This is a genomic window from Methylocystis sp. H62, assembly GCF_015709515.1.
In the GTDB taxonomy this organism is placed as follows: domain Bacteria; phylum Pseudomonadota; class Alphaproteobacteria; order Rhizobiales; family Beijerinckiaceae; genus Methylocystis.
Genome location: NZ_JADNQZ010000037.1, coordinates 21,176 through 46,443, shown reverse-complemented (window position 1 = coordinate 46,443; position 25,268 = coordinate 21,176). Strand labels below are relative to the sequence as shown.

Here is a 25,268-nt window from a genome sequence, read left to right as displayed (position 1 = left end):
ATCAACGGCGCCCATTCGTCGTCATCGAGGGCGGCGCCGGGAGCATAGACTTCGACACGCCGGTCTTCCTGGCGATTTCGCGTCAGATTGCGGCTGTCGTCGACGGCGATTGGAGCCGCCGTCGCGGCGATGTGCTCGCAGCGTTGCGACAAACCCGGCTGATTAGCTTTGACTTGAACGATCAGTTCATTGCCGGTCCCGCGTGCGATCTCGAAGGTTTTTTTGGCAGTGCATGGCGTCGAGCGTGAAGACGCGGTCGCTCAGGCCCATGGCGGCGATCAGCGCCTGCGCGGCGGGGATCTCGTTCGATTTCTCGTCGATCACTTCATGCGCGAGAATGATCCGATGGTCGACGGCGAAGGCGCTGAGCACATGTGCGGCCTTGCGGTCGGCGAAAGCGTCGAAGCTTTGCCGCAACGTCTTTCCGTCGATGGCGATGAAGCGGGACGGCGCGGCGGCGCAGGAAACGTCGAGACTTTCCGCATGACGGCGAAACGCCTGCTCGACTTCGTTCGGATCGAGTCGGCGCAGGATTCCGCGCACGGAGGAATAAGGCTGGCGCTCGTCGCAGCGCAGCGTCCGGAAAAGCCGCATTGAGCACGCAAAGCCTCGCGCGGATCAGGGCATGGATTTGGCGATACGACCGAGCGCCGCTCAGCATCGCGATGATCGAAAACAGAATGACGCCGACCTGACCGTAAATCTTTCCTTCGGCGCGCCGCCGATCCGGGATGGCGGCAAGACAGGATGCAAGATCGATCGTCGTCATAGGGCAACCTCCGATTCGGGTTGCTCCCCATAGATTCAGACACTTCCCGACCTGAAAAGCGAAAAATCACCCCTCTCGGTCAAACCAAAGCACTGAGCGTTGAACAGCCCTGATTGCGGATGGCGCACAAACAAGTCCTGTTTCGCTCCGCCGCGCGTGAAAAGATACTACGCGGCGCCACGCAGCTCGCCGATGCGGTTCGTGTGACTTTGGGGCCGCGATCGAAATCTGTATTAATCGAAAGGAAGTGGGGCGCTCCGATCGTCTGCAACGACGGCGTCACCATCGCAAAGGAATTCGATCTCAAGGACCCAGAGGAGAATCTGGGCGCTCGGATGCTGTGCCAGGCAGCCGAAAGGACGGGCGACATGGTCGGCGACGGAACGAGCACAGCAACGATTCTGGCTCACGCGATATTGGCCGACGGCGTACGCAACGTCGTCGCCGGCGCAAGCGCGATCGACATCAAGCGCGGCCTGGATCGGGCCGCCAAGGGCGCGATCGAAGCATTGCGGGCCCTATCGCGACCAGTGGCGACGCGCAAAGAAAAGGCCCAGGTCGCCGCGATCTCGGCGCACAACGATCCCACCATCGGCGAGCTCGTCGCGGAGGCCATGGACAAGGTCGGCAACGAAGGCGTGATCACGGTGGAGGAATCCAAGACGACAGAGACGGTGCTCGACGTCGTAGAAGGTATGGGGAGCATGCAAAGTCGTGGGGTTCGTCACGCTGAGAGCCGCATTGGGTGATTTTCATTGTCTGGTTCGAAGTCTGGATAGAGCCGCCTGAACGAGCCAGCGAGGGTCTTGTTGAGAACGGCAACACGCACGTCAAGAAAGGGCTGCACAGTCCACCTATTCCATCGCATCTACTGCTTCTTGATCATGCGCTTTGATAGGATTTCATTAACTGCGCTTTCCACAAATGCGGTTGAAATCGGCAGCCGATCGCGGTGTCGCCGTCCGTAGTTCACGAGCGCAAGTTCATTGGCGTAGAGATATTCAATCAAATCGTTGATATGTCGCGGGACCGCGGCGGCGCCTTTGACGTCTCTGACATGAGCGGCGTCGAACCAATGCATCAGGCGCGCCAAGCGCCCAAGACATGCGCTGGAGCGGCCGTGCCTGAGTCTCCACTTGGCGCTCTCGAGTTCGCGGATCGGATGGCCTTGGAGGTAGTCGCTGAAAGTGCCGGCGCCAAGGCCGCGCGCCGCCTGCAGGGCGTGTTCAAAACGCATGGCGATATGGAACCAGTCGAGGACGAGACTCGCCTCTGGCATGACCTGACGCTGCAACTTCCACAGTCCAGGGTCGCCGTCGCAAAGCACCGTCGCCGGCGCGCCGAGACGGACGCCCGCGCTCACAACCGCATCGGCAAATTCGCTCGCAGAATTGCCGTTGCGAGCAAAGGCGAAGCGATGCTGCGATCCATCGACATTGAGCACCTTGCCCGTTAGCACTTCGAAATTCCGCTCGGGGCGACGATGCCGGCTGCGCAGATAGCCTCCATCAAGGCCGATCACGACTGCGGGGGTCACTGCGTCAATGTCGGGATCCGCCACTCCCTCGGGACGCAGTCGCGCGATATGCTCGCCGACACGGCGAGTTCGATTGCGCACCGTACCGGCATTGACGGCGCCGCCGATGGGCAGCAACTCCGCGAGCAGATCAGCCACCTTGGCAAACGGCGCAAGCGCGGCGAATTTGGCGGTGACGTAGGCGAGTTCGGGCGCTATGCCGCGTTCAAGCGTCAACGCCGAAAAACTTCTCGGTTCATCCGCGACTTCGCGGCAGCATTGGCAGTTCGTGAACCGACGAACTCGAAGCGGCACGTCGCCGAAGAGGGATCGAAAGGTGACCGATCTGTACCCTTTGCTCGCCAAGGTCGAACCGCAATGCACGCAGCAGCGGAAGCGCTCGCCCATCGTCTCCACCTGCGTGCGAACCATTTCCGTTTGAATAGCAGCGGTAAGGCGTTTCCCTTCGCCAAGCGAAAGACCAAGCGTTTCCGGGACAGTGAACTCGTCTCTTTCGATCCGGGCCACCTCCGCCGCTTCGTCCCCAAAGTCCGCGACAAGCTTCACCCGCCAAACAGCTTTTGCATAGGCTCGCCTCCCCCCACAACCTTGCATGCTCTCCAGGTCGATCAGGCTGCGATTGTCGAAAACAAGCGATTGGGACCAGTGTTGGCCTATATCGCAGAACGCCAGAAGCAGCTCGGCGTGAGCCGCAGTAAGAAGGCGCCGCGCCGGGGCGGCCAGGCCAAGAGCATTTTCAAGGTAGGCTGAAGGTCTCTGAAAGATCGCGGTTCTGTTCGAGCAGCGCGGCAGCGCAACCCCGACTAGCGAAGACAACATCCGCGTCGAACTCAAGGACATGCGCGGGCTCGAGCCGGTCAATGGAATGGTGAGTTCCGGCGGAAAGTTTCTTCGCCGGCTGCTCAAATCAGCAAAACTGTCGCGGTTTGCGGCGTAATGACCAGCCCGACGCTTAACGCAGCGTTCGGTCTTCTCTTTGTTGAGCCCGGCGTCTGGCGACCTTGTTGAAAAAACTCCACTCCGGTTCACCCAAAAAGCTCAGCTTGGCGGCGCGATCCATTTTCGAGAACGGGTTTCAGGCATTGAAGGCATGAAGCCGACGCGGCGACTCACGCCCGCCGAGAACGCTAAGGTCGTCGTATTGAAACAGGCCTCTCCCAGCTTCGTCGTAATGCGCCAACTCGCGATGCGCTTTCGAAGCATTCTGCGCGGCGATGATCCAGACAAGCTCAATAATTGGCTTCATGACGCAAAGCATTCCGGGGTGCGTTCTATGCAGCGCTTGCCGGCGAACTGTGGCGTCGCTCGGAAACATTGTTGAGTCACGCGCCGAAATTGCGCGCCAAAAGAGCGGTGCGCGTCGTCGATTTGCTGCTTTCGGATGATTGCGTTTCGGCGTCGCGCGCGGCGAAGGCGGCGGGGCTTTCCGATCGCGCTGCGCGGCGTCTGTTCGATCGACTGGTCGCGGTCGGTGCCATTCGGGAACTCACCGGCCGCGCCAATTTTCGGCTGTATGGACTGTAGCGTTTTCGAGCAAAGTGGGAACCGGTTTGCGTGAAGTAAACGCGCAAAAAAATGTGATGGGAGGGACGCCGACATGCGGTCGACGAAGGCGGCGCGCGCTGATGGCGCAGCGTCCGATGAGACGCGCGCACGGCCCAGCCGTTGCGCGACAGGGCGGGGCGCCGACCTGCTGTTCGACGCCGACATCGTCATTTCGCAGCCTTTTTGGCCGGCTTATATGACCGCGAGCGGATTGCGAAGGTGCCCAAGGTCACGCCTTAGGCGGGCCATAATAGCCGGGCTTCCCGTGCGACTCGTCGCGCAAAAGCGCCGCGCCTTCGACGACATGGAGCGCAAGCCCCGCGCCGCCGGCGGCGATATGCTCCAGCAGCTCCTCGCGCATCCGCGGATCCCAGTAGGTCCGCAAATGATTGCGAATGCCCTCAGCACAACGTTCCGGTGGATAGGCAGAGAAGAAATCCCCGATCTGATTGGCCATCACGATAATGCGCTCCAGCGCTATCACGTCGCCGTCTTGCGCCGAGCCTGTCATTCCGCGGGCTCCAGTTCTTTCGCCGGCGTCTTGACGCCCGGCCTTGCGCCTTCATTGGCGTCGGCGGAAGCGGGTGCCGAAATGCGCACCACATCCACTGCCGTGACCTTGTATTCCGGACAGTTCGTCGCCCAGTCGGAAAGGTCCGAGGTGACGGCGTTCGCCTTCGATTTCGCGTGGTGGAAGGTCGTGTAAACGACGCCGGAATTGACGCGCTCCGAAATCTGCGCGCGCAGTTCGATCTGACCGAAGCGGCTCGAAATATGCACCCAGTCCCCGTCCCTTAGGCCACGAGGCGCAGCGTCGTCCGCGTTGATCTCCAGCACGTCCTCGGGATGCCACATGGAGTTCGCGGTGCGGCGCGTCTGCGTGCCGACATTGTATTGCGTGAGAATGCGGCCCGTCGTCAACAGCAGCGGATACTGGTCCGACGTACGCTCCGCCGTCGGCACATATTCCGTCAGCATGAAGGTCCCCAGTCCGTTGGCGCGCGGGAACTTCACGCGATGAAGAACCTCCGTGCCCTCGGGCGCTTCCTCGTCGCAAGGCCATTGCGCCGAACCGATCCGGTCGATAAGCGCGAAGCTCATGCCGCGATAGGCGGGCGAGAGCCGCGCGATCTCGTCCAGAACCTCCCCGGCGCTCGAATAGGAGATCCGATAGCCCATCGCGTTCATGAATTTGACGGTGATCTCCCAGTCTTCGTAGCCGGCGAGCGGCTCCACGACCTTACGGACGCGCGAGACGCGGCGCTCGGCGTTGGTGAAGGTGCCATCCTTCTCCAGCGACGACGAGCCGGGGAAGAAGACATGCGCGTATTTCGACGTCTCGTTGAGGAAGAGATCATGGAGTACGACGCATTCCATGTTCTTCATCGCGGCGATGACATGATGCTGGTTGGGATCGCTCTGCACCGGATCCTCGCCCATCACGTACATGCCCTTGAACGCTCCGGAGACGGCCGAGTCGAGCATGTTGGGCAGGCGCAGGCCCGGCTCCGCGTCGAGCGTCACGCCCCATTCGGCCTCGAAACTATGGCGCGTGGCGTCGTCGGTGACAAAACGATAGCCGCTAAACACATGCGGCCAGCTGCCGAGGCAGCTTCCACCCTGCACATTGCCCTGGCCACGCAGCGGGTTCACGCCCACGCCTTCGCGCCCGAGCATGCCGCAGGAGAGACCCAGATTGCCCAAGCACATCACGCCGGTCGAGCCTTGCGAATGTTCGGTCACGCCGAGCCCGTAATAGATCGCGCTGTTCGGGCCGCCCGCATACAGGCGGGCCGCCTTGCGTATGTCTTCCGGATCGACGCCCGCGATCGGACCGACAACTTCCGGCGCATATTTGTCGGAGCCGACGAGCGCCTTCCAGTTCTCGAATTCGTTAACCTCGCAGCGGGCGCGCACGAAAGCCTCGTTATAGAGCTTCTCGCGCACGATCACGTGAGCGAAGCTGTCCAGCGTCGCGACATTCGTGCCCGGACGGATCGCAAGATGAACGTCCGCCTTGCAGTGCGCCGACTCAACTGTCTCCGTCTTGCGCGGATCGATGACGACCAGCTTCGCGCCCTGGCGGATGCGCCGCTTCATCAGCGAACCGAAGACCGGATGACCCTCGGTCGGATTGGCGCCGACCACCATGATGACGTCGGCCTGAAGGATCGAGTCGAAATGTTGGCTCGCCGCGCCCCAGCCGATCGTGTTGGTGAGGCCGAACTGCGTCGGCGAGTGGCAGATGCGGGCGCAATTGTCGATGTTGTTGTTGCCGAGCACGGCGCGCGCGAATTTCTGCACGAGGAAGATTTCCTCATTGGTGCAGCGCGAGCTCGAGACGGCGCCCACGGACTTGACGCCGTACTTGGCCTGGATGCGCTTGAACTCGCTCGCTGCATGGCTGAAAGCCTCTTCCCAACTCACCGGCGCCCACGGATCTTCAATTGAGGCGCGAATAAGCGGTGTTCGCACGCGGTCCGCAGCGATGTAATAGTCATAAGCGAAGCGGCCCTTGATGCAGCTATGGCCGTGGTTCGCCTTTCCCTCCTTCCAGGGAGTCATGCGAACAATCTTGTCCCCGCGCGTCTCGGCCTTGAAGCCGCAACCGACGCCGCAATAGGCACATGTCGTGACGACAGATTTCTCAGGCTTCAGCGGATTGGGCATGACGGTACTCTCCCTCGAACAGGCTCTTTTCGACCAGTGCGTGACTAGGGCACGCCTGCACGCAGGCGCCGCAGCTGACGCATTCCGATTCGAAGAACGGCTGGTCCTGACTGGCCACGACCTTTGACTCGAAACTTCTCCCCGCGATCGTAATCGCGAAGGTGCCCTGCACCTCGGCGCAAGCGCGCACGCATCGGCTACAGACGATACACTTGGCCGGGTCGAAGAGAAAATATGGATTCGAAGCGTCGATTTCACTGTCGAAATGATTGCATCCCGCCCCGTAGCGGTTCTCCGCGACGCCCTCCGCCTTGAGAGTTTCGTGGAACTCGCTCCAGCCGTCTGGAATTTCGCTCGGCGGAAAGTCCGAAAGGTAAAGCTCCAAGACCCCGTGGCGTAACCTTTGCAGTGTCGGCGACTGCGTCCGCACACTCATGCCTTCGGCGACGGGCGTCGTGCAGCTGGCCGGATAGCCGTTTCGCCCCTCGACCTCGATGAGGCAGACGCGGCAGCTGCCGAAAGGTTCCAGCATATCGGTCGCGCAAAGCTTGGGGATGTTGCGGCCGGCCTTGGCCGCGGCAAGCATCACGGAGCTTCCCGCCGGAACGCTGACGGTCACGTCGTCGATTTCAAGCGTTACGGGCGACCCGTCTCTGGGCGGGGTGCCAAAATCGATCTCGTCCTTCAGTCCGCGCAGTTCAGACCACATTTGCCACCTCACCAATCCAAAGCTGTTTTTCTTGTATCCTTCAAGAAGTGAGCCGACCCTCTTGAAGAGCAGGTTAGGACGCTTTCCTTCCCCCATCCAGTTGTTTCCATCTCTGGCGACGGGCGACACTCTCCATCTACTCGTGCATCACATCTGCACTTGTCGCCGAATTGGCGAACCGCGTCGCCAAACTTGATCTCGAACTCGCCCTCAACCGTCGAATAGACGGCCGAGCCTGGGCAAGAGAGCGCGCATTGGCCGAGCCGGTTGACGAACTGCTTCTCGGCATCCTTCGACGACATCGCGAAGAGCAGCACGCGGGGTGTCGATTTGCTTTCAAGGGGGTCTGCGTCACTTTACGTGCACATGGCCGTTTCGAATGGAAGCATTCGCGCTCGCAGCAGCTCAATGCCTGCGCGGCCGTACATGGCGCGCTTAAGTGTCTTGAGGCGATTGATCTGCCCCTCGGCTTGGCCACTGCTCCAATGTTCGACGATGGCGTTCCTGACGGCCTCGATATCTCGAAAATCCACCATCTCCTCGTATTCGGTCGTCTCATCAGGGTCATCGGCGGCGAGTCCGATCAGCTCATCGCGCAGCGCGGGCAGGGCGGCGGTCTTCCTGATCCAAACGACGACGGCGAATTTCGGCAGGAGGGGCATGAGAGATCCTACGGCGGCGTCGCGTATTCTGGTTTCCGACGTGTGCGGTCATCCTTGTGCGCGCTCCGCGTAATACACGTTCCAGAGCTGCTCGAGCTCTGCAAGGAGCCTGGCGAATTCGCCCTCCGCATCCGCGACGGTTTGATCGGTTTTGTCGACTCCCCTCGTCCTTGAGCTGCGTCAGTCTCCTTCCGCGCTGCTGCAACTGGACGAACGCCGCCCGCCAGTCATCGAGGAAGCGTTTGTCATGTTCGTCTGGCATTCGGGGTGTGGCCTCTTATCAATTATATGATAAAGGGCATTATCATACGTAGTGAAGCTCAGGAAGGATCGTGGCAGCGACGCGCACGTCCACCGCGATTGTTAGGCGCTCGCCGTCGGCTTGCGGCCGCCCGGAGCCGGCGCGACCTTCTTGCGCGCGTGACCGAGCCCCATGCCCTTCGCCAGTTCCGACCGCTGCGCCGCGTAATTCGCCGCGACCATCGGATAGTCGCCGGGCAAGCCCCACTTGGCCCGATACTCGTCGGGCGACATTCCGAGCAAACGGAGGTGCCGCTTCAACGATTTGAACTGCTTCCCATCATCCAGACAGATGAGATAGTCAGGCGTGACCGACTTACGGATAGAGACTGCGGGCCCGGGTTTTTCGCGCGGCAAAGCCGCCGTCGCCGGGGTGCCCGTCGCGAGACGACGCAACGCCGTATCCACGGACAAGATCAGGGCGGGAAGCTCCGAGGCTGGCAGCGAATTGCGAGAGACGAACGCCGCTACGATTTCGGCGGCGAGCTCGGTTATATTCGGCTGATCTGTATTTGATGACACGGAAAATCCTCGTCGATAGGTTCGCTGCTTCCGGCACCATCAAAAATCGTGCCTCAATTCTTTCTTCACGAATCCGCCGGGCAAATCCGCCGCCCCTGATTCAGGCACGCTTCGTGCTCGTCTCGTGCCTGAAGTCTCGAGGCGGGATACTCGAATTCACAAGCGGGTAGGACTCCCTATCGTCTGTCGTCGGCACACACGGCCAATCGCGCTGGTCACGCGCCCAATTGTGCAAGTAACTTCTGCAACAAAGAATCCAAGCAGAATCAATGGTCCCGCGACAGCGGATTCCTGGAAAGTGAAGGAGGATCAACAATGTTCGCTATCCTACGTGGCGCGAGCGGCCGCCGCCACGAAGTGGATTTCCTAAACGATCCTGTCCTCGTCGAGCTCTCGATGGAGGCGACCACCATTCAAATCACAATTCTGCTCCCTAGCGCCGTTTAAAACCACCGCGCGGCGAATGCGCGAGCCTGGCGTTACGAACCAGAGTTTTTATTCCGGAAAAAATCGCGCAAGCGCCCGCGTATCGATTGGCTTTTTGAAATGCGGGGCATTCGCGTAGGCGGTAGGTACGATCCACGCGTCATGGGCAGTGGCGAAGACGAACGCCACCCCACGCGCCTGCAAGACGTCGGCAACAGGGAAAATCTTCTCCGACCCAAGCGTGACGTCGAGCACCGCAACGTCGATCGCCCGTTCGCGGGCGATCAGGGCCAAGGCGTCGGCCACCGACCCTGCAGGGCCGATCACCTTGGCGCCGAGGCCCTCAAGCGATTGCGCCAGGTCGGCAGCGATTATGTACTCGTCTTCGACGATGAGAATGCGCCGGCCGCTCAGTGTGTCTGCTGTTCGCTCAGCCATTGGCTCCCACCTCGCGCTCAATTGCGAGAACGATTCCACAGCGCACGCCATCCAGTCCGAATTCCAAGCTCGTTGAGGCCTTGAGCTGGTAGGGGAGCGCACGCTCGATCAGCTCGCGGCCATAGCCTCTCCGCATTGGAGCGCCTCGGTCTGGCATATCGACGCCCGTTTCCCGCCACTCCAACGCCACGCGCCGCTCCTCGTTGTCGCCGTCATCTATTCGCCACATAACCTCAAGCTTTCCTGAGCGTTGCTTAAGCGCGCCATATTTTATCGCATTAGTGGCGAGCTCATGGATTGCAAGCGCCAAAACCTGCGCCACAGTTGCGGACAACATCACGCTCGGATCCTCAATCCTCACTTTGTCATTACCCAGATCGTCGCCCGCGCAAATCGATGGAACCGTGATCAAGCCGCGCGAGCAGTCCCTGAACTCGGCTAAGTGCACGCAACCGCCCCTCGAATTGAGGTACAAACTCGTCTAGGGAGCGGCTAGTGCGTATGGTCTGGCGCGCAATCGACTGCACAACGGCGAGCAGGTTTCTGGTTCGGTGCTGGAGCTCCGCCAAGAGAACCTGCTGGAGCTCTTGAAACTCACGCAACTGGTGAACGTCGGTTGAGGTGCCAACCCAATCGCCCTGGATCTCGGCGATAGGCTTCGCCCTGGTCTGGTGCCAGCGATATTCCCCGTCGCTTCCCCGCCGAATCCGATGCTCCACACAATATTCGCCAGTCTCTTCCGCCGCGGCCCAGGCGGCGACAGTTGCGTCATGGTCCTCGGGATGAATCGCTTCAAGCCATCCAAAGCCCAGGCTGTCCTCAAGTGAGAGGCCTGTAAATTCGATCCACTGTGGGCTGCCCCAGGCGCGCGCGCCATTACCTTTAGTTCGAAAGACAAGCTGTGGGATGTTGGTCGCGAGCAGACGGAACGATTCTTCGCTCTCGCGGATCCGCTGCTCGGCCACTCGACGCTCGGTCAAATTGCGAAAGATTTTCACGAAGCCGCTGCCGTCTGCGAGCGGCATCATGACGCCCGAGCCCCAGAACCGCGAACCATCCTTTCGCTGATGCCAACGCTCGTCCTCGGCGCGCCCCTTTGCCCTAGCCTCGGCCCGCTCGCGCTCGGGTGCGCCGGCCGCCCGATCCTCTGGCGTGAAGATGATGTCACTGCTTTGATTGAGCATCTCCGCTGATGTCTGGCCAAGCAGACGTTCAGCACCGGCGTTCCAGCTCGTACGCTGCCTTGGCTGTCGATCGAGATGATGGCGAAGTCGGTTGCGCTTTCGACTAGTAGCCGGAGCAGTTCTTCGCTGCCTGGGCCGCCTCCGCCCCCGCTACATGGTCGACCTGTCACATTCGTTCACCCGCAGCCTTTCGGCTGACATTCGAGCGCACGCGGAAGCTGCCGCGTGCTTGCTAAAGGCAACTGTGGAGGCTCGACGATGTTTCATCATAATTACAGTTGACGGAAGCAAATTTATGACAGGAATAAAACATCGTTGGCCAATTTATTATCAGCGTTATGCCCATTTTTTATGCAGAAATCTCTTGAAGCCTCCATTTTGGTTATGAATATTTTGAATGCGCAGTTATTTACTATCGATAAAAAGTGGATGTGTATTGCTATCATTAGCAATAAGCAAATGCACGAGAACGAAGCCTTGAAAAAGATCGCCCCGGCGATGGCAACGGCTCATAGGTGGCGGCGGCGAGCGCCTGAGCGGGAGATCGCCCGTGCGCGCCGCAAGGTCGACCATCTGCGTCGTTATCGCGAGATCGATCGTCGCCACGCCCGATCTTCGTCAGCGCGTCGGCCAGAACGGCCATTGCGCCTCTTTGTCGCTCATTACGAATTTCTCCCGCCGCCGCTCTCAGCTCCGGCCAATCGAAGCGCTCGAGGCGGCAGGCAAAGAGACTGGCGCGCCCTCCCGTCTCCGGTCGCGCTGCTCGCCGCCCGTTCACGGCGAAAACGGAGGTTCAAATGCGCTTGGGCGCGCCAATGATTTCAATATCTTGCGACTGAAGATGCCCCGCGACTAGCGCGCGCCCCACATTTACCCGATAAGCGTCGCCGGACGCCAGCGTACGACAATTCCTCTCAGCGACATTTTTGACTGTTCGTCTGTGTCGACGAAAGCTCGAGCATGCATGTTAGTCATTTATAGTGCCCGCCCCTCCGACAATTGCCACCTTTACGCCGAGAGAGCTCGAGTAGAACACCCTTGCGCTCTAACCGTTTCGGGTCAATTGGCGCGGGAATCTCCACGAGCCTCCGAAGCGTCCCACAGCGAAAGTTCTCGCTCAATCTCGCGCACAATTCGCCCGATCCGATCCAGTTCGACAAGCAACACCAGCGTAGTCGCTTCGGACGTCATTCCTGAGCGAAGCAGTGCTGTGAGCGTCTCATGTGGTTCAATACATGGTTCGCGCTCGGTTCCCTGCGGCATCGACGTCACGCTGCGCTTCCAGGAAGACCGGAGAAATTCGGAGTGATTCAGCATATGCGCTCCTGTGTGCGCATTTGTGCGCAACGCGATATGCCCCAGTAAAAATATGGAGTCGCACCATCGATTGCCAAGCGTGACTGTTGGCGCAGCCCGCGCCCCGCGACGTCGACGCTTGCCCACGGCTGGCTCGTCGCCGTCGGCGGCCGCCGTTTTGAGTGGGTGCCGATGGCTCAGGCGCGAGCAAGAGTTAACGCCAAGAGTTAACGCCGCTCGACACGTCCGACCCTGAAATTTCCCCCGGCTAGTTCGCCGAAGACCTTGAGGCGAGCGCCATTCGGGAGGCACAAAAGCGCGGTAAGCGCATGTATGCCATAGGCTTCGATCACAAGTGTCTCGCCACTGTCTGTGGCAATGGCAGCGACAACACGCGCCCGCCCTCCGGCCGTAAACCCAAGCGTTGGCGTCGAGGCCAGCCGACCGGAGATCGTGGACGAGTACTGCTTTATTCCCGCGCATGCGCCTCCATCTTCTTTGCTGCGCTCGGGTTTTAAGTTCGATCGCCAGTCGCAGCGTCATATTCGTGATTTTTGCCGTTCGTGACGCCAAGCCAATAATCGACAAAATCCCCTGAAGGCTCAATTTCCGCGGCATTGTTATGCCAAGGCACGACACCGTATTTGTTGCGGCAGTCGATGACAAAATCGCTCCATGCGTGGCATTCGCTCGCATATGCAACGCGGCGGTTATAAGCTTCAAGTTCTCGTCTGAGTTTGTCTAAAGTCATGGCTCCTTTTCCTCAGGCCCCGGGGAGCATAACCGCTCGGCGGACCGCACCCTGGCGCGGCTAGGACGGCGAGATTGCCGCAACAGCGTCGTCGCGCAAAGGCGACAGCGCCTACTCGCTGATTTTCTCGCGGCGCTCAGCGTCGCGTTGTATGGTGCGCTCTGACTGGCCCATCTTCGCGGCCGTGTCGGAGTTGAGGCGGTCGGCAGATTCTCAAATGTCGCCAACTTGGCGACATTTACCGGCGCGTCCCGGCCTGGCCTCATACTTCGTCTCCGGGTGAAGCGCCTCATAGGCCTCCTTGCGGCGTTTGGTGAACAGCGCGCCAAACACTTGCCAGGGGATGCTGGGACGCTAACTGAGCAGCCGTCGCTCGGGATCAACGAGGGAGGGTGTCTATGACTCGCTATAAAGTTGTAGGATTTGCGATTAGCCTGTCGTTGCTTTTCGGTTATGAGCCGATCGCTGATGCTGCCCCTGTGACGGTCCCATCGAGCGCCGTGATCTCGAACGCCGACGGCCTTTTCGTTCAGGCTGTGATTGCCGGTGGTGTCTGGCGCAGGGAAGCCCGTCGGCAGAAGCGCCGTGCTATCCGCCGTCATGGCTACTAAACGGCCGCACGCACTGGATCTCACAAGGTCACGCTCGGCAGGCCTCGCCGCCTGGACCCGGTAGCGGCCAACATTTGCTTGATTTGAGCCTCGGCCAAGCGCAGCGTCGTCTCACGCGTTCGGCGCGCAGCTCTGCGCGGGCCAATTCTTCTTTGACCGCATCGGCGACTTCATGAGCGCGCATTAGCGATCGAGCTGCCTGTTCATCGAATGCTTTGATTGCCGCCGCTGTTTCCGACACAAGATTTAGCGCGGCGGCGACATCGTAGCTCTCACGGGCAGGCTGATGAGCCAAATCCTCGTTGCCGCCGGTGGCTTCGTTCGTGGTCTGGTTATTCAAATCGGGCGCGTTCATGGCGACGCCTCCGGCCGTCATCCGTTTGGGCTTGTCGAGAGGCTCTTCGAGCACCCGACGTTCTGCGGTGGCTGCGCAAGTGAACAGCCAATCGGCGACAGCGCGGGCGAGCGAAGAATTATGCCGTGGTGCAAATTACGTCGAAAGGTGCAAACTGATGGTGAGGAGGCCGTAGTTCGTAAAGTTTGGCATCTTGGCAACGCTGGAAGCGAAGATCGGCAAGGAGCACGAGGTTGCGACGTTCTTGAAATCGGCGCTGCCGCTCGTAGAGGCGGAGCCTGGCACGTTTCGTGGCTAGCGATCCGAGTGTCGCCCACCATTTTTTTGCATCTTTGACATCTTCCATGACGAAAGCCGGGAGAGACGCTCATCTTGCCGGGGAAGTCGCAAAAGCGCTCATGGCAAAGGCGCCGGAGGTTTCTAGCAGCCGCCCAAAATCGAGAAAATTGTCGTGCTGGCATTAAAGCTGGGCTGATCGCAAAAAAACGCCCCGCCGTTACATCCACGGTCGGGGCGCTCCTGGTGCCGGCAAAGAGGAGATCAAAACCGGCGACGTATAAAGCTTAATCCATTACACCTTAGGGGTCATCGCAGAAATTTCCCATAATCGTACTCTGAGGCGCTGATGGAGGTCGCTGGTAGTTTGGCGATGGAGTCGCGCAGATATTAAGGACTTCGGGTAAATGTGTGACCATCGGTCTTGAGCTGTACGGCAGGAACGTTGGGCACCCGATATTGCTCAGTCTGCCGCAGCAAAATGGACCATCTGATCTGCGTGCGCCTTCACAAAGGATGGGCGAGCCGTGGCACGCGCGACATAGGCTCGACAAGCGGGAAATTCCGCCAGCCCGTCAAATCGATCAACAAGGCGCAGCACATCCGCCATGAGGATGTCGGCGACCGAAAAGGTCCCTGCCAACCATTTACGTTGTGCCACTACCGGTTCCATGTGCCTGAGTCGGCTCTTGTTTAGGAAATCGTCAAAAAAATTCCACATCGGCGTTTCTCCGGCATCACCGGAGAACTTGAAGAAAGACCAAGGTTGGCTTGCCGCCTCGACCGATGCGAGTGCGGCAAACAGCCATTCCTTGACTTCGCTGCGACCGCGCCGCTCGACAGGCATCAGCTTGTCGCTCAGTTCGCCCAGATGGAGCAGGATCGCGCCGCTCTCGAAGATCACAATGTCTCCATCTGTCAGCCATGGCACTTGACCGAAAGGCTGGCGCGAGAAGTGCAGAGGTTGCCGATCGCGAAATGATGTGCTCTCGACGCGATAGGACAACCCGGCTTCTTCCAGTGCCCAACGCACTCGTATGTCACGCACAAAACCGCGCGGCGTCTCGGGAACCCAATCGAAGGTGGTGAGGATCAGGTCGACCATCCGGTTGCTCCATTCGTCGGCGCCGATTAGATCCAGCTCTCACGCTTGACTTGCGAGCTGAAGTTCAAACTGACGCACTACCAAGTTGTTGAATCTATTGCAAAGATATTTGCCAATAATGAAGGCAGAGCACACAACACTCATATACTATTCGACCAATGTGCTAGCGTTGGTCCATGTTGTCAGGCTCGAATCTGATCAAACGTTTCAGGATTTAGTTCTAACACTTCATCATTGCCATATGCATACCCTAAGCAATACGGCGCCGTTCAAGATAATAGAAAATCACCTCGGGAGAGCAATAGTGCGGCAACAAGCTGTACAGATCGTCCAAGGCCCGGTTTCACTTAGCCCTAGCGGTTCATCGTCACTTAGCTGCCTTCTTCGCGATCTCGGCACGCCGCTCTGGCGTCATACCTCGGCGCGCTTCTTACCGCCCTTGCGGCCTAGCTCGGCGGCGGCTGGTTCTTCGCGGGGGCGTTGCCGTAATCCTCCGGCTCATCGCCAGTGGCGATCCGCATGACTTTCACGGCGCGGGCTATAGCGTCGGCGAGGCGTTTTTCGCCTTTAGGTCCGATTGGCATTTCAAATCCTGCGGTCAATCGGCTCCCGATAGGGCCGATACGTGAAAGGGTCGCCGGAAACCCCAAGGCCATCGCGATCAATCCGCTTCTGCTCGATCAAACGAAGGCAAGCGGCATTCACGCTCGCTGCATGGCAATTGCTACCGAACAACCACTCTGACATGTCTTTGTGGGTCAACGGGAGCCTACGGGTTTTTTGCTCGACCAGCGATGCAATAGCGTCGTCAAGTTCCGCTCGTGTCATCGACATCATATTGCCGATCTCCTGCTTTGCGCTAAGCATTACACGTGAATTGTGTCGACACGAGCGCGCGTCAATCCCACGAAAATTCAAACTGAGACTGTCGGGAGCCATCTTGGCTTGAGAATACCCGATTCCGAATGGAAAAAGCCATTAAACGTGAAAATATCGACCTTCAATATTCTCACGCTTAATGGCTTTCTTTTGTGGTTTGAGCTTCGAGACGAGCTGTCTCGCATAGGCGCTCGAATGCTCTTCGACCTCGCAGGCTCGTCTCATCTCGAACAGCGTCGAGGATTGCGGGACTGGCGATGGTTCGCGCAACGCCCGCCAAGAGCGCCGGCCGGAGCGAGATTGGAAGAGCTGCAACAGCCGCATGATTGATCCTGCGCTTGATTGGCCGCGCGAGATTGTCGAATTCGGGAAAGATCGCGCCAAGCGCCCATCCGGCCGCAGGCTCACGGCCATTCGCGCCGCATGGCCGCCACGTATGCACGAGCAGCGCGCGCATGAGCGCGATCGGCGAATAGTCGAACGAAACGTCGCCTTGCAGGAAGCGCTCAATGATCGCTTCGCCGGCGACAGCTTCTTTCCAAACGCGCGCGAACGGGCTGGTGTCGCGCAATGTTTCACCGGCGTCGGGACGCTCATTCGTGTCTGACAAAGGCGCGCCGCAAGCGGGGCAGGTGATGCGCCAGACTTTTCGCCAATGCTTCGGAACCGCGCCTGATGCGCCCTCGCGCGCGTGCCGCTCCGCGCAGGACCGACAAATTTGTGGCGCTCTGTTGCGGCAGATCAATTCAGCGGATCGTGCCGGAGTATCAATGAACGTCATCGCGATGAGCGCGATCGGATCGCATCGGAGCTTTTCAGATAAGCGCGCGACCTGCGTCAACCCTAGCCGATGATCGAGGAGCGAGAGGTTGCGCGTGCCGAGCATCAGCCATTTGGCGAAAAACGGTCCCGACACACCATAGTATGCTGCGTGCCTTTCCAACCACGACGAGAGCAGTTCGTCGTCGACCGGCTTCAGCACCACCGGCAGGGGCCTCTGGGCGTCATCGTCGTCGATCATTGGAAAGTCGCCTCGTCTTCCCCCACGGGCTTGTAGCGCTCCAGCGCTTCGTCGGTGATCCGTTCGGCGCCAGTTTCAATGGCTTCGATCGCCACGTCATTGAGCATGCGGAAAATCCGTGCGCTGACTCCACCGCTGACCAACAGAATGCGTCGCAAGCCTTTCACCGTCAGAACGCTCGGTTCCTTCAAGGGCAGGTTACGCACGATGGCAAGGACGAGTTGCTCGAACTCTTTGTCCGCTATCCATCGCGGCAATGAGATGGAGTCAAAGCGGCGCGCCAATTGCACATCGCCATTGATCGCCTGGCGCGCTTCCATAATCCCAAAGCAAACCAAAGACAGTTTCAGTTCGTTGCTCAAATAGCGCAGTGTGTTGAAGACGACGCGCTGTTCGCGCCATGACGCCGCGAGCAGTTTATGGATCTCGTCTAAAACCAACACTTGGACGCCGAGGTCGTCCAGCAGGCGGACTGGGGTCCTTTCGAGTTCGACGATCGTGGCGCGTGGGTTTTGGGGCGCGCCCAACACCGCGAGAATTTACGCGAAGAGACGGCGCTCATTCGGCCGTCCCGCCAGTTCGACAATCAACAATTTTGCCTTCGGTCCGTGTGGCTTTTCGCGGGCGCTCAGCGTGTAGTCGTCTTTGAACTTTTCCACCAGCATGGATTTGCCCATGCCGCTGTCGCCATAAACAGCCAGAGACGGCATCCGCGTTGTCCGCGGATGCTTGAGCAGGGCGTTCAGATGTCCCAGTATCTCAAGCGCTTTGGGATAGGCGATCCACCGCTTCGAGCGGACAAAATAGATGCGCTCGTCGATGCTCTCGGCCAAAACGGCGCCGGCGTCATCCGTCAGATGGTCGGGTGTTCCGGTCACGCTGCCGCTCCACGAGTTCCAACACAGTTGGTATGCGCGAGTCGATGCCGCTCATCGAGCCGAAATCCGCCTCATCCCATTTTTTGTTTTGATCGGCGCCCGTCGTGCGGCTGCGGTCTTGGCGATCGCTTCGTCGATCAGTTTGCGCTGCGTCAGCGCGGTCTTGGTGATCTGCTCGTCGTTCCGCTCCCTGCGGCCTTTTCCACCCAGCGCTTTCCTGCCTTGCTTCCACTCCCGCAGGCCGATGGCAGGGAAGTTAAGAGGCCGCGCGCGGGCTTCTAAAAAGCGACCGTCGGGATGTTGAACGAATATTCGTGAAACATCTCGTGGATCGAATTTGACGAGAAGCTCGCCTTTCGCGCGTCCAACCTGGCCAGAGAGCGCATTCGACCAATAGGGAATATCATGGAGCCAGATCCCGTCCGGCCTGAGCGTACGATGTGCGTCGGGCAGGAACGAAACCCAAAACGCCATTCGGTCTTTGGGCATGCGCAACGCCAGCGAAGCCTCATATTCGCGCCATACAGCGATGGGGGGCGGAGCAGGGCGCTGTGAATTTCCTCGTTGTAGCGGCCGGCGATCTCCCATCCCAACGCGCATTCGAATTCGCGGAATGTCATCGCCGCGAAGCGCCCGGGATTGTTGCCCTGGCGCGCAATTAGATTGGCGAAAGTCGATCCTGGATAAAAATGCACGCGCCCCATCATCGTGCCAATCAGGCGTTCAATGTGCCCGCCATAATGAGGAGCGCCTGGGGGTCGAAAGATGAGCTTGACTCCCTCTTCGCGGCACGCCCATGCAAAAGCACGGCTACGAAAATCAGCGCCATTGTCCGCGTGCACGGACTCAGGCAATCCGGCGGCCGGCCACGACGCGTCGATCTTGCGTTCCTTCAACCACGCGCTCTTGTCGTAAACCGCGTTCAACATGCAGAGGCCGAGTGAGACGCGCGACGGCTTGTCCATCGACAAATGAAATCCAACGACCATGCGCGTGAACACGTCGATGGCGAGCGTCAACCAAGGTCGCTTTTTTATTGTTTCCCTTGTCGTTTCGTCGACCAGGAAAACATCGACTTCTGTGTGATCGATCTGCACGACTTCAAGCGGTCGCGACGCCACATACTGACCCGGCACGGCTTTTGTGGCTTTGACGCCCTTTAGATCCTTGCGCTTTAGAGCAACAGTTCGTCGATCAATTCGATCAACGCGCGCCTTGATCGAACGGCGATCTGGAAGCGGCAAGCCTTTTTGCGCGCATCGTGCCCGCACTTGCTCAATCAGATACGTCATGGTCGGGCGCTCGGGCTTCAGATAAATCTCGTGGATCGTCGCAGCGATGAGCTTTTCCCGCTTGGCGTCCAACACGAGCGTATCTTTTCGTCGCCCCAGCGCGCGCGGTTCGACCGACGACACCGTGCCCTTGGCTCGATAGGCCGTGATCAAACGATACATCGTTGATCGGCTGACGCCCAATTCCTGCGCGATTTCATCGACGGCGCCGATCGAGAGCCTCTTGTCATCGTGCCGCTTTAATAGGCCACGAATTGCCTCTTCGCGCCGGCAGCCTTCTTCTCTGCGCCGAGAAGCCGCGTCATCCTCGGGAAAGTCGTCTTCGCCGCCCATTGCCGCCTGCCGGATTTACAAAAAAGGTTGCGGCTTCAAAATCTCAAATTAAGCGGCTTTTGCAAGCCATATTGTCAAATTAAATGGATATTCCGTACTATGATGGCTTCGATTAAATCATTGATTTTTCTGAAGGCGCATTCTCAAGCCAAAATGGCTCCCGACAGGCGGTCCTCGCGTCTACTCTTACGAGGCATTGCTCAGAGTCGTTGCCCATGAAGCTAACCTCAAGCCTATTTTGGTTCCGGTCCCGTTCGGCGTCTGGCGCACGCTGGCTTGGGTCGCGGAAATGCTCCCGAGCCCGCCCGTCACTCGCAATCAAGTAGAGCTGATGCAAGTCGATAACGTGTCCTCGCCAGAGATGCCAAGATTTGAAGATCTCGGAATTTCGCCGCACTCGGTCGAGGAAATACTCCGGGAGATCTTACGGGATCACTGATCAAAGGGGTTCTTCGGCAGATCCGCTCGCGAAATCGGTGGCCGGCTTCGGCTTTATGATTTTGCAAGCCATGTCGTCACGCTGCACTTATGGGTCTGAGTCACAGAGGCGGTAGTCAAATCATCGTCGTTAACATTGTCGGTAACTGACTTTCACCCATGTTCGAAGGCGGCCGCGATTGATCCGACGAGGGGTCGTCGCATTTCGCCGTTAACCGCAGCAGCGCTTTGCGTAAAGCCAAGGGGACAGATGACGCCACGGCAAATCCGCATCGTTGACGCATTGAATGCGGCGTCGAAGGAGTTTGCGATAATGCGTCAGTTTCTATCGAAACAGCGCTGCTGTCTTAAGAAGCGTCATCCAGACGCCCCAGGCGAGGGGGATGCCGACGGCGGCCCAGGCGAAAACCAGCAGCAGCGATCCGCCCTTTGAGCCGGGCGGCGCGCGCGCGGCGATCGGCGGAGCGGAGTCGGTCGCAGCCGGCTCCAGCGCCTCTTCGACAAAATCCTCGAAGTCGGCGTGGACCTCGTCATCTTCCTTGACGACCTCGGCGACCGTGATGTGCTTTTGCGCCGCGACCTCTTCATCGCTCATGTAATATTTCTCGGCGCAGGGCCGCACCAGCAGATTGCAGACGAGACCGCAGAGCAGCAGGCCCGCGAGCACATACATGGTCTGATTATAGGCGTCTTCGCGCGGCGCGCCGTGCGCAAGCTGATATTCGCGAATGTAATTGACCAGCACCGGTCCGAGCACGCCCGCCGTCGACCAGGCGGTCAGCAGCCGGCCATGGATGGCGCCGACATGATGCGTGCCGAAGATGTCGGCGAGATAGGCGGGAATCGTCGCGAAGCCGCCGCCATACATGGTGATGATGACGGCGAAGAGCAGGACGAAGAGGCCGACCATGCCGCCCTTCGCCGCGAAGGGTTCGGCGGAATAAAGCGCGATGCCGACGATAAAAAAGATCGCGTAGGTGACCTTGCGGCCGAATGTATCGGACGCCGAGGCCCAGCCGATGCGCCCGCCGATGTTGCACAGGCTCAACAGGCCGGTGAAGCCCGCCGCGATCGCCGCGATCTGCTTTTTCTGATCGGGGGCGAGCTGATCAAAACCGATGTCCAGACCGATCAGTCTGCCGCCGAAAACTTCCTGCAGCATCGGCGAGGCCATGCCCAGAACGCCGATGCCGGCGGAGACGTTGAGACAGAGCACGGCCCAGAGCAGCCAGAATTGCGGCGTCTTCCATGCGACGTCGAGATGCACATGGCGATGCGTCACCATGGCGTTCTTGGCCGCCGCGGGCGGCGTGAAGCCTTCCGGCGCCCAACCCTCGGGCGGCACCCGGTAGCTGAGCGCGCCGGCGACCATGAAAGCGAAATAAATCGCGGCGAGCGTGACGAAGGTCTGCCAGACGCCGGGCGAAGCCGGCGTCGCATAGAAGCCCATCAGCCGATCGGCGAGCGGCGCGCCGATCATCGCGCCGCCGCCAAAACCCATGATGGCGAGACCGGTCGCGAGGCCGCGCCGGTCCGGGAACCATTTGATGAGCGTCGAGACCGGCGAGATGTATCCAAGCCCGAGACCAATGCCGCCGATCACGCCGGAGCCGATCCACAGCAAAGAGATCTGATGGAGATAGACGCCGAGCGCCGAGATCAGCAGGCCGCCGCACCAGCAGCAGGCCGCCGCGAGTCCGGCCTTGCGGGGGCCGGCCGTCTCCAGCCAATGGCCGAAGACCGCCGCCGAGGAGCCCAGAAATACGAAGAACAGCGTGAACGTCCAGCCCAGCCAGCTGATCTTCCAGTCGCAGTCGGTGGCGACGAGCGTCGCGAAAAGACCGAGCGTTTCTGCGCATTCCTTCGGCTGCGCGCCGCCAATGATCCGCGACAGCGGCAGCCAGAAGACGGAAAAGCCATAGGCCATGCCGATGCAGAGATGAATGGCGAGCGCCGCCGGCGGCACGAGCCAGCGATTGAACGCGGGTGAAGCGACGGTTCGCTCGCGAGACAAGAAATCGCGATGGGCAATGGATATCGCCGGCATAAAGTGGCTCACGAGCTATGTTGTGCTGGATAAAGGGCGCGACCCGCGGCTCCTTACGCCGCTTCGATGTAGCTGTGGCGCTCATAAAGAAATTGCAGCACTCGTCGCCGGCATTCGAGATAGATTGGATCGACGGCAAGCTGGATGCGGTCGCGTGGACGCGGCAGCGGGACTGGCAGAACTTCGCCGATCGTCGCGCGCGGCCCGTTCGTCATCATCACGATACGGTCCGAGAGCAGCACGGCCTCGTCGACGTCGTGGGTGATCATTATCACGGTGGCGCCAAGCTTCGCCTGCAGCGCCATGACCTGATCCTGCAGATGTGCGCGCGTCAGCGCGTCGAGCGCTCCAAATGGCTCATCGAGCAACAGGACTTTCGGCTCCATCGCAAGGGCGCGCGCAATGCCGACTCGCTGCTTCATGCCGCCCGATATTTCGCCGGGGCGCTTATCTTTTGCGTGCGTCATCTGCACGAGGTCAAGCATTCGCATCGTGCGCTCATGCCGCTTGACGCGAGTCTCGGTCTTGCGGAACACTTTATTGACGGCGAGTCGTACATTGTCATAGGACGAAAGCCAGGGAAGCAGCGAGTGGTTCTGAAAGACCACTGCGCGGTCGGGACCCGGTTCGTTGACTTCCCGCTCCTCGAGAATGACGCCGCCGCTCGTCGCCGTCAGAAGGCCAGCGACAATGTTAAGCAGCGTGGATTTGCCGCAGCCAGAATGGCCGATGATGGAGACAAATTGCCCTTTCTCCACTCGCAAATTGATGTTCTCCAAGACCTTCGTCGTCGCGGAGCCGTGCGTAAAGATCTTGTCGACGTTTTCGATCTTAAGAAAACTTGACATGTTGACCTCCCTAGTTCGGCTGCGCGCCGCCCGTCACCAACGCGCCGATGAAGCCGATGAGTCGATCCAGAAAGAAGCCGGTGAGGCCGATGTAGAGCAGCGCAACGAAAATGTCTGGCAGGCGTGAGGAATTCCAGGCGTCCCAGATGAAAAAGCCGATGCCGACGCCGCCGGTGAGCATCTCCGCTGCGACGATTGCGAGCCAGGAAAGCCCGACCCCGATGCGTAGTCCGGTGAAAATGTAAGGGGCGGCACTTGGCGCGACGATGCAGTAAAAGAACTCGAGCGCGTTGAGCCGAAGCACGGCGGCGACGTTGCGATAGTCCTGCGGAATGTTTCGCACTCCGACGGAGGTATTGATGATGATCGGCCAGATCGCGGTAATGAAGATCACGAAGATCGCCGACGGTCGACTGTCGCCAAAGGCGGCGAGCGAGATCGGCAGCCAGGCGAGCGGCGGCACCGTGCGCAAGACCTGAAAGATCGGATCGAGGCCGCGCGCCGCCCATTGCGCTTGTCCGACGAAGGCGCCGACGATCACGCCCGCGACGCTCGCCAGCCCGAAGCCGACAGCGACGCGCTGAAGCGACGTCAACACGCGCCAGCCGAGCCCTATGTCCTGCGGACCATTGACGAAGAATGGATGCAGGATGAGATCATTAGCCTCGGTCCAGATGCGCGCGGGCGACGGCAGCGCCGAATTGGGCCGCGCGCATATGATCTGCCAGACCAGGAGGATCACGGCGCACGTGATTATGGGCGGCAAGGTTGCAGCGAAAAAGGCGCGAATCTGCGTTCGATATTTGACCGCGAGCGGCGTGCGGTGTCGACGAAAGATTTCGTCGGCGTCGTCGAGCGGGCTCGCCGAGATTGCGTTCTTCGTCAATGGCATCGTCATGTTGGCCTCGCGCGTCGAATTCAAACTTCGGCCCGCTTGATGGCGAGGCTCTTGAGATAGGCGAGCGGCTGATCGGGATCAAAGACCTTGCCGTCGAAGAAGGTTTCCTTGCCGCGCGAGGTCGAGGCGGGAATGTCCTTCGCCGGGACGCTGATCGATTTGGCGGCCGTGCGCCACAGGTCCTCGCGGTTGACCTTGTCGACGAGAGCCTTGACGTCTGTCTTGGAATCGAGCTTGCCCCAGCGCATGTCTTCGACGATGAACCAGGCGTCATGGCTCTTGAAGGGATATGACGCGTGATCGCGCCAGAACTTCATGAGCTGCTTTGTTCCCTTTTCGACTCGGCCGTTTCCATAATTGATGTCGCCTTTGAGCCGACCGATGATGTCTGTCGTCGGCACGTTGAACCACTGACGACGGCCGACAATCTCGGCGAGCTCGGCTTTGTTTTCGTTCTTGTCGCACCACTGCTGAGCCTCCAGGACGGCGGCGGTCAGCGCGATCGCGGCTTTGGGATTTTTGTCAACCCAATCGGCGCGCATGCCGAGCGCCTTTTCGGGATGTTTCGCCCAGATTTCGCCAGTGGCGCACGCGGTGTAGCCGATTCCCTGGTTGACGAGCTGCTCGTTCCACGGTTCGCCGACGCAGAAGGCGTCCATATTGCCGACCTTCATATTCGCGACCATCTGGGGCGGCGGAACAACGATCGTCGAGACGTCCTTGTCGGGATCAATTCCCGCGGCGGCGAGCCAATAGCGGAGCCACAAATCATGCGTCCCGCCCGGGAAGGTCATGGCGACCTTCACCTCCTTGCCTTCGGCTTTCTTCTTCGCGAAAGCCGCTTTTAGCGCGTCGGCTTTGGCGGTGGCCTTGAGGTCCTTATATTCGTTAGCGACCGATATTCCCTGGCAATCGAGATTGAGCCGCGCGAGAATATACATCGGCGTCGGCGCATTATTCTGCGTCACCTTGCCGGTCGTGATGAGATAGGGCATCGGCGTCAGGATATGCGCGCCGTCAATGCCATTATTGGCGCCGCCCAGGACGAGATTGTCGCGCGTCGCGCCCCAGGACGCCTGTTTCAGCACTTCGACGTCCGGCAAGCCGTGCTTGGCGAAGAGGCCTCTTTCCTTGGCGATAATCAGCGGCGCTGAATCGGTGAGCGCGATGTAGCCAAGGGCCGCTTTAGTGGTCTCGGGGCCAGCGTTTTGCGCAAAGGCGCCACAAGGCAATAGGGACTTCGCCGCGGCCAATGTCGCCACCGCGCCTTTCAGTGTGTCGCGTCGATTGATCGCCGGCTGGCGCGAAACGTCGGCTTTGTCGTTGCCCATTTTGGTCCTCGTCATTTGTCGCAGAGCGAATAAAAAAAAGCCGCTTGCCGGGAGCGTCGCGCAATTGCGCTTGTCTCTCGGAACAGCGGCGTTGCTGATGCGTCCCGTCATTGGGTCGCGTGGCCGGGGAGGGGTGTCCGGCGATTC

The 25,268-nt window shown here is 59.7% G+C and carries 24 protein-coding genes and 6 pseudogenes; 5 read left to right on the top strand and 25 right to left on the bottom strand.

From position 1 onward, the window contains the following. Positions 1-186 precede the first annotated feature (186 nt). Positions 187-594, bottom strand: coding sequence for an ISAs1 family transposase (locus IYY11_RS02485; RefSeq protein ID WP_196402592.1), 408 nt, complete (start codon positions 592-594; stop codon positions 187-189). A gap of 294 nt (positions 595-888) precedes the next feature. On the opposite strand from IYY11_RS02485, the pseudogene IYY11_RS02475 reads away from it, so the two are divergent. Then, positions 889-1,467, top strand: a pseudogene (locus tag IYY11_RS02475) (TCP-1/cpn60 chaperonin family protein); the annotation flags it as partial. A 170-nt stretch (positions 1,468-1,637) separates the two neighbouring features. Here the strand turns inward: IYY11_RS02475 and IYY11_RS02470 are convergent. Then, complete coding sequence (locus IYY11_RS02470) at positions 1,638-2,900, bottom strand: ISKra4 family transposase (RefSeq protein WP_246719574.1); 1,263 nt, start codon at positions 2,898-2,900, stop codon at positions 1,638-1,640. A gap of 9 nt (positions 2,901-2,909) precedes the next feature. Here IYY11_RS02470 and IYY11_RS02465 point away from each other — a divergent pair. After that, positions 2,910-3,056, top strand: a pseudogene (locus IYY11_RS02465) (ISNCY family transposase); the annotation flags it as partial. Between the two features lie 325 nt (positions 3,057-3,381). On the opposite strand, the gene IYY11_RS02460 reads toward IYY11_RS02465, so the two are convergent. Beyond that, entirely contained in the window at positions 3,382-3,552 is a 171-nt protein-coding gene (locus IYY11_RS02460; RefSeq protein ID WP_196402590.1) for a hypothetical protein, read from the bottom strand. Positions 3,553-3,599: 47 nt separating this feature from the next. Here IYY11_RS02460 and IYY11_RS02455 point away from each other — a divergent pair, with 47 nt between their 5' ends. Beyond that, the gene (locus tag IYY11_RS02455; RefSeq protein WP_196402596.1) at positions 3,600-3,830 is read left to right on the top strand and encodes a DUF1403 family protein; all 231 of its coding nucleotides are present in this window, start codon (positions 3,600-3,602) and stop codon (positions 3,828-3,830) included. 250 nt (positions 3,831-4,080) lie between these two features. Here the strand turns inward: IYY11_RS02455 and IYY11_RS02450 are convergent, their stop codons facing one another. The 9 genes and pseudogenes from IYY11_RS02450 to IYY11_RS23605 form a co-directional block, all read right to left on the bottom strand. Continuing rightward, the gene (locus IYY11_RS02450; protein ID WP_196402589.1) at positions 4,081-4,362 is read right to left on the bottom strand and encodes a formate dehydrogenase subunit delta; all 282 of its coding nucleotides are present in this window, start codon (positions 4,360-4,362) and stop codon (positions 4,081-4,083) included. After that, a pseudogene (fdhF, locus tag IYY11_RS02445) lies at positions 4,359-7,230 on the bottom strand (formate dehydrogenase subunit alpha). The gene IYY11_RS02450 and the pseudogene fdhF overlap by 4 nt, the downstream one beginning before the upstream one ends. An 8-nt stretch (positions 7,231-7,238) precedes the next feature. Next, positions 7,239-7,547 (bottom strand): hypothetical protein, encoded by a 309-nt coding sequence (locus IYY11_RS22700; RefSeq protein WP_312029685.1) that lies wholly within the window; start codon positions 7,545-7,547, stop codon positions 7,239-7,241. Between the two features lie 39 nt (positions 7,548-7,586). Next, on the bottom strand, positions 7,587-7,892 hold the full coding sequence (locus IYY11_RS22695; protein ID WP_246719578.1) for a hypothetical protein: 306 nt from the start codon (positions 7,890-7,892) through the stop codon (positions 7,587-7,589). Positions 7,893-8,255: 363 nt separating this feature from the next. Further along, a complete protein-coding gene (locus tag IYY11_RS02425) occupies positions 8,256-8,714 on the bottom strand; it encodes a MucR family transcriptional regulator (protein ID WP_196402587.1) in 459 nt (152 codons plus the stop codon). Between the two features lie 495 nt (positions 8,715-9,209). Continuing rightward, positions 9,210-9,617 carry a response regulator gene (locus IYY11_RS02420; RefSeq protein ID WP_312029684.1) on the bottom strand — a complete coding sequence of 136 codons (408 nt, stop codon included), beginning with the start codon at positions 9,615-9,617 and terminating at the stop codon, positions 9,210-9,212. Beyond that, positions 9,571-9,915 (bottom strand): sensor histidine kinase, encoded by a 345-nt coding sequence (locus IYY11_RS02415; protein ID WP_196402586.1) that lies wholly within the window; start codon positions 9,913-9,915, stop codon positions 9,571-9,573. The genes IYY11_RS02420 and IYY11_RS02415 overlap by 47 nt, the downstream gene beginning before the upstream one ends. Positions 9,916-9,946: 31 nt before the next feature. Next, positions 9,947-10,147 (bottom strand): HWE histidine kinase domain-containing protein, encoded by a 201-nt coding sequence (locus IYY11_RS23610; RefSeq protein ID WP_281431662.1) that lies wholly within the window; start codon positions 10,145-10,147, stop codon positions 9,947-9,949. A gap of 27 nt (positions 10,148-10,174) precedes the next feature. Further along, a pseudogene (locus tag IYY11_RS23605) lies at positions 10,175-10,801 on the bottom strand (PAS domain-containing protein); the annotation flags it as partial. 276 nt (positions 10,802-11,077) lie between these two features. On the opposite strand from IYY11_RS23605, the gene IYY11_RS02405 reads away from it, so the two are divergent. Beyond that, entirely contained in the window at positions 11,078-11,581 is a 504-nt protein-coding gene (locus IYY11_RS02405; protein WP_196402584.1) for a hypothetical protein, read from the top strand. A gap of 240 nt (positions 11,582-11,821) precedes the next feature. On the opposite strand, the gene IYY11_RS02400 is transcribed toward IYY11_RS02405, so the two are convergent. Both IYY11_RS02400 and IYY11_RS02395 read right to left on the bottom strand, forming a co-directional pair. After that, complete coding sequence (locus IYY11_RS02400; RefSeq protein ID WP_196402583.1) at positions 11,822-12,079, bottom strand: hypothetical protein; 258 nt, start codon at positions 12,077-12,079, stop codon at positions 11,822-11,824. A 493-nt stretch (positions 12,080-12,572) separates the two neighbouring features. Next, positions 12,573-12,809: a hypothetical protein gene (locus IYY11_RS02395; protein ID WP_196402582.1), complete on the bottom strand. Its 237-nt coding sequence runs from the start codon at positions 12,807-12,809 to the stop codon at positions 12,573-12,575. Positions 12,810-13,207: 398 nt separating this feature from the next. On the opposite strand from IYY11_RS02395, the gene IYY11_RS02390 reads away from it, so the two are divergent. Then, the gene (locus IYY11_RS02390) at positions 13,208-13,420 is read left to right on the top strand and encodes a hypothetical protein (RefSeq protein ID WP_196402581.1); all 213 of its coding nucleotides are present in this window, start codon (positions 13,208-13,210) and stop codon (positions 13,418-13,420) included. 28 nt (positions 13,421-13,448) lie between these two features. On the opposite strand, the gene IYY11_RS02385 is transcribed toward IYY11_RS02390, so the two are convergent. From IYY11_RS02385 to IYY11_RS02335, 11 genes and pseudogenes are all read right to left on the bottom strand, one after another. Next, entirely contained in the window at positions 13,449-13,775 is a 327-nt protein-coding gene (locus tag IYY11_RS02385) for a hypothetical protein (protein WP_196402580.1), read from the bottom strand. A 739-nt stretch (positions 13,776-14,514) separates the two neighbouring features. Next, positions 14,515-15,156, bottom strand: coding sequence for a glutathione S-transferase family protein (locus IYY11_RS02380; RefSeq protein ID WP_196402579.1), 642 nt, complete (start codon positions 15,154-15,156; stop codon positions 14,515-14,517). A 446-nt stretch (positions 15,157-15,602) separates the two neighbouring features. Beyond that, on the bottom strand, positions 15,603-15,740 hold the full coding sequence (locus IYY11_RS22690; protein WP_246719573.1) for a hypothetical protein: 138 nt from the start codon (positions 15,738-15,740) through the stop codon (positions 15,603-15,605). A 431-nt stretch (positions 15,741-16,171) separates the two neighbouring features. Beyond that, complete coding sequence (locus tag IYY11_RS02365; RefSeq protein ID WP_196402578.1) at positions 16,172-17,056, bottom strand: TniQ family protein; 885 nt, start codon at positions 17,054-17,056, stop codon at positions 16,172-16,174. Beyond that, a pseudogene (locus tag IYY11_RS02360) lies at positions 17,053-17,934 on the bottom strand (TniB family NTP-binding protein). Before IYY11_RS02360 ends, IYY11_RS02365 begins: the two are co-directional and overlap by 4 nt. 51 nt (positions 17,935-17,985) lie before the next feature. Further along, on the bottom strand, positions 17,986-18,408 hold the full coding sequence (locus tag IYY11_RS22685) for a Mu transposase C-terminal domain-containing protein (RefSeq protein ID WP_246719572.1): 423 nt from the start codon (positions 18,406-18,408) through the stop codon (positions 17,986-17,988). Positions 18,409-19,145: 737 nt separating this feature from the next. Then, a pseudogene (locus tag IYY11_RS23600) lies at positions 19,146-19,226 on the bottom strand (hypothetical protein); the annotation flags it as partial. Between the two features lie 1,096 nt (positions 19,227-20,322). Beyond that, positions 20,323-22,044, bottom strand: a complete 1,722-nt coding sequence (locus IYY11_RS02350) for an OFA family MFS transporter (RefSeq protein ID WP_196402577.1) — start codon at positions 22,042-22,044, stop codon at positions 20,323-20,325. Positions 22,045-22,097: 53 nt separating this feature from the next. After that, positions 22,098-22,892 (bottom strand): ABC transporter ATP-binding protein, encoded by a 795-nt coding sequence (locus tag IYY11_RS02345; protein WP_196402576.1) that lies wholly within the window; start codon positions 22,890-22,892, stop codon positions 22,098-22,100. A gap of 10 nt (positions 22,893-22,902) precedes the next feature. Continuing rightward, positions 22,903-23,784 carry a nitrate ABC transporter permease gene (gene ntrB / locus IYY11_RS02340; protein ID WP_409455211.1) on the bottom strand — a complete coding sequence of 294 codons (882 nt, stop codon included), beginning with the start codon at positions 23,782-23,784 and terminating at the stop codon, positions 22,903-22,905. Between the two features lie 26 nt (positions 23,785-23,810). Next, complete coding sequence (locus IYY11_RS02335) at positions 23,811-25,121, bottom strand: CmpA/NrtA family ABC transporter substrate-binding protein (RefSeq protein ID WP_196402574.1); 1,311 nt, start codon at positions 25,119-25,121, stop codon at positions 23,811-23,813. Positions 25,122-25,268 lie beyond the last annotated feature (147 nt).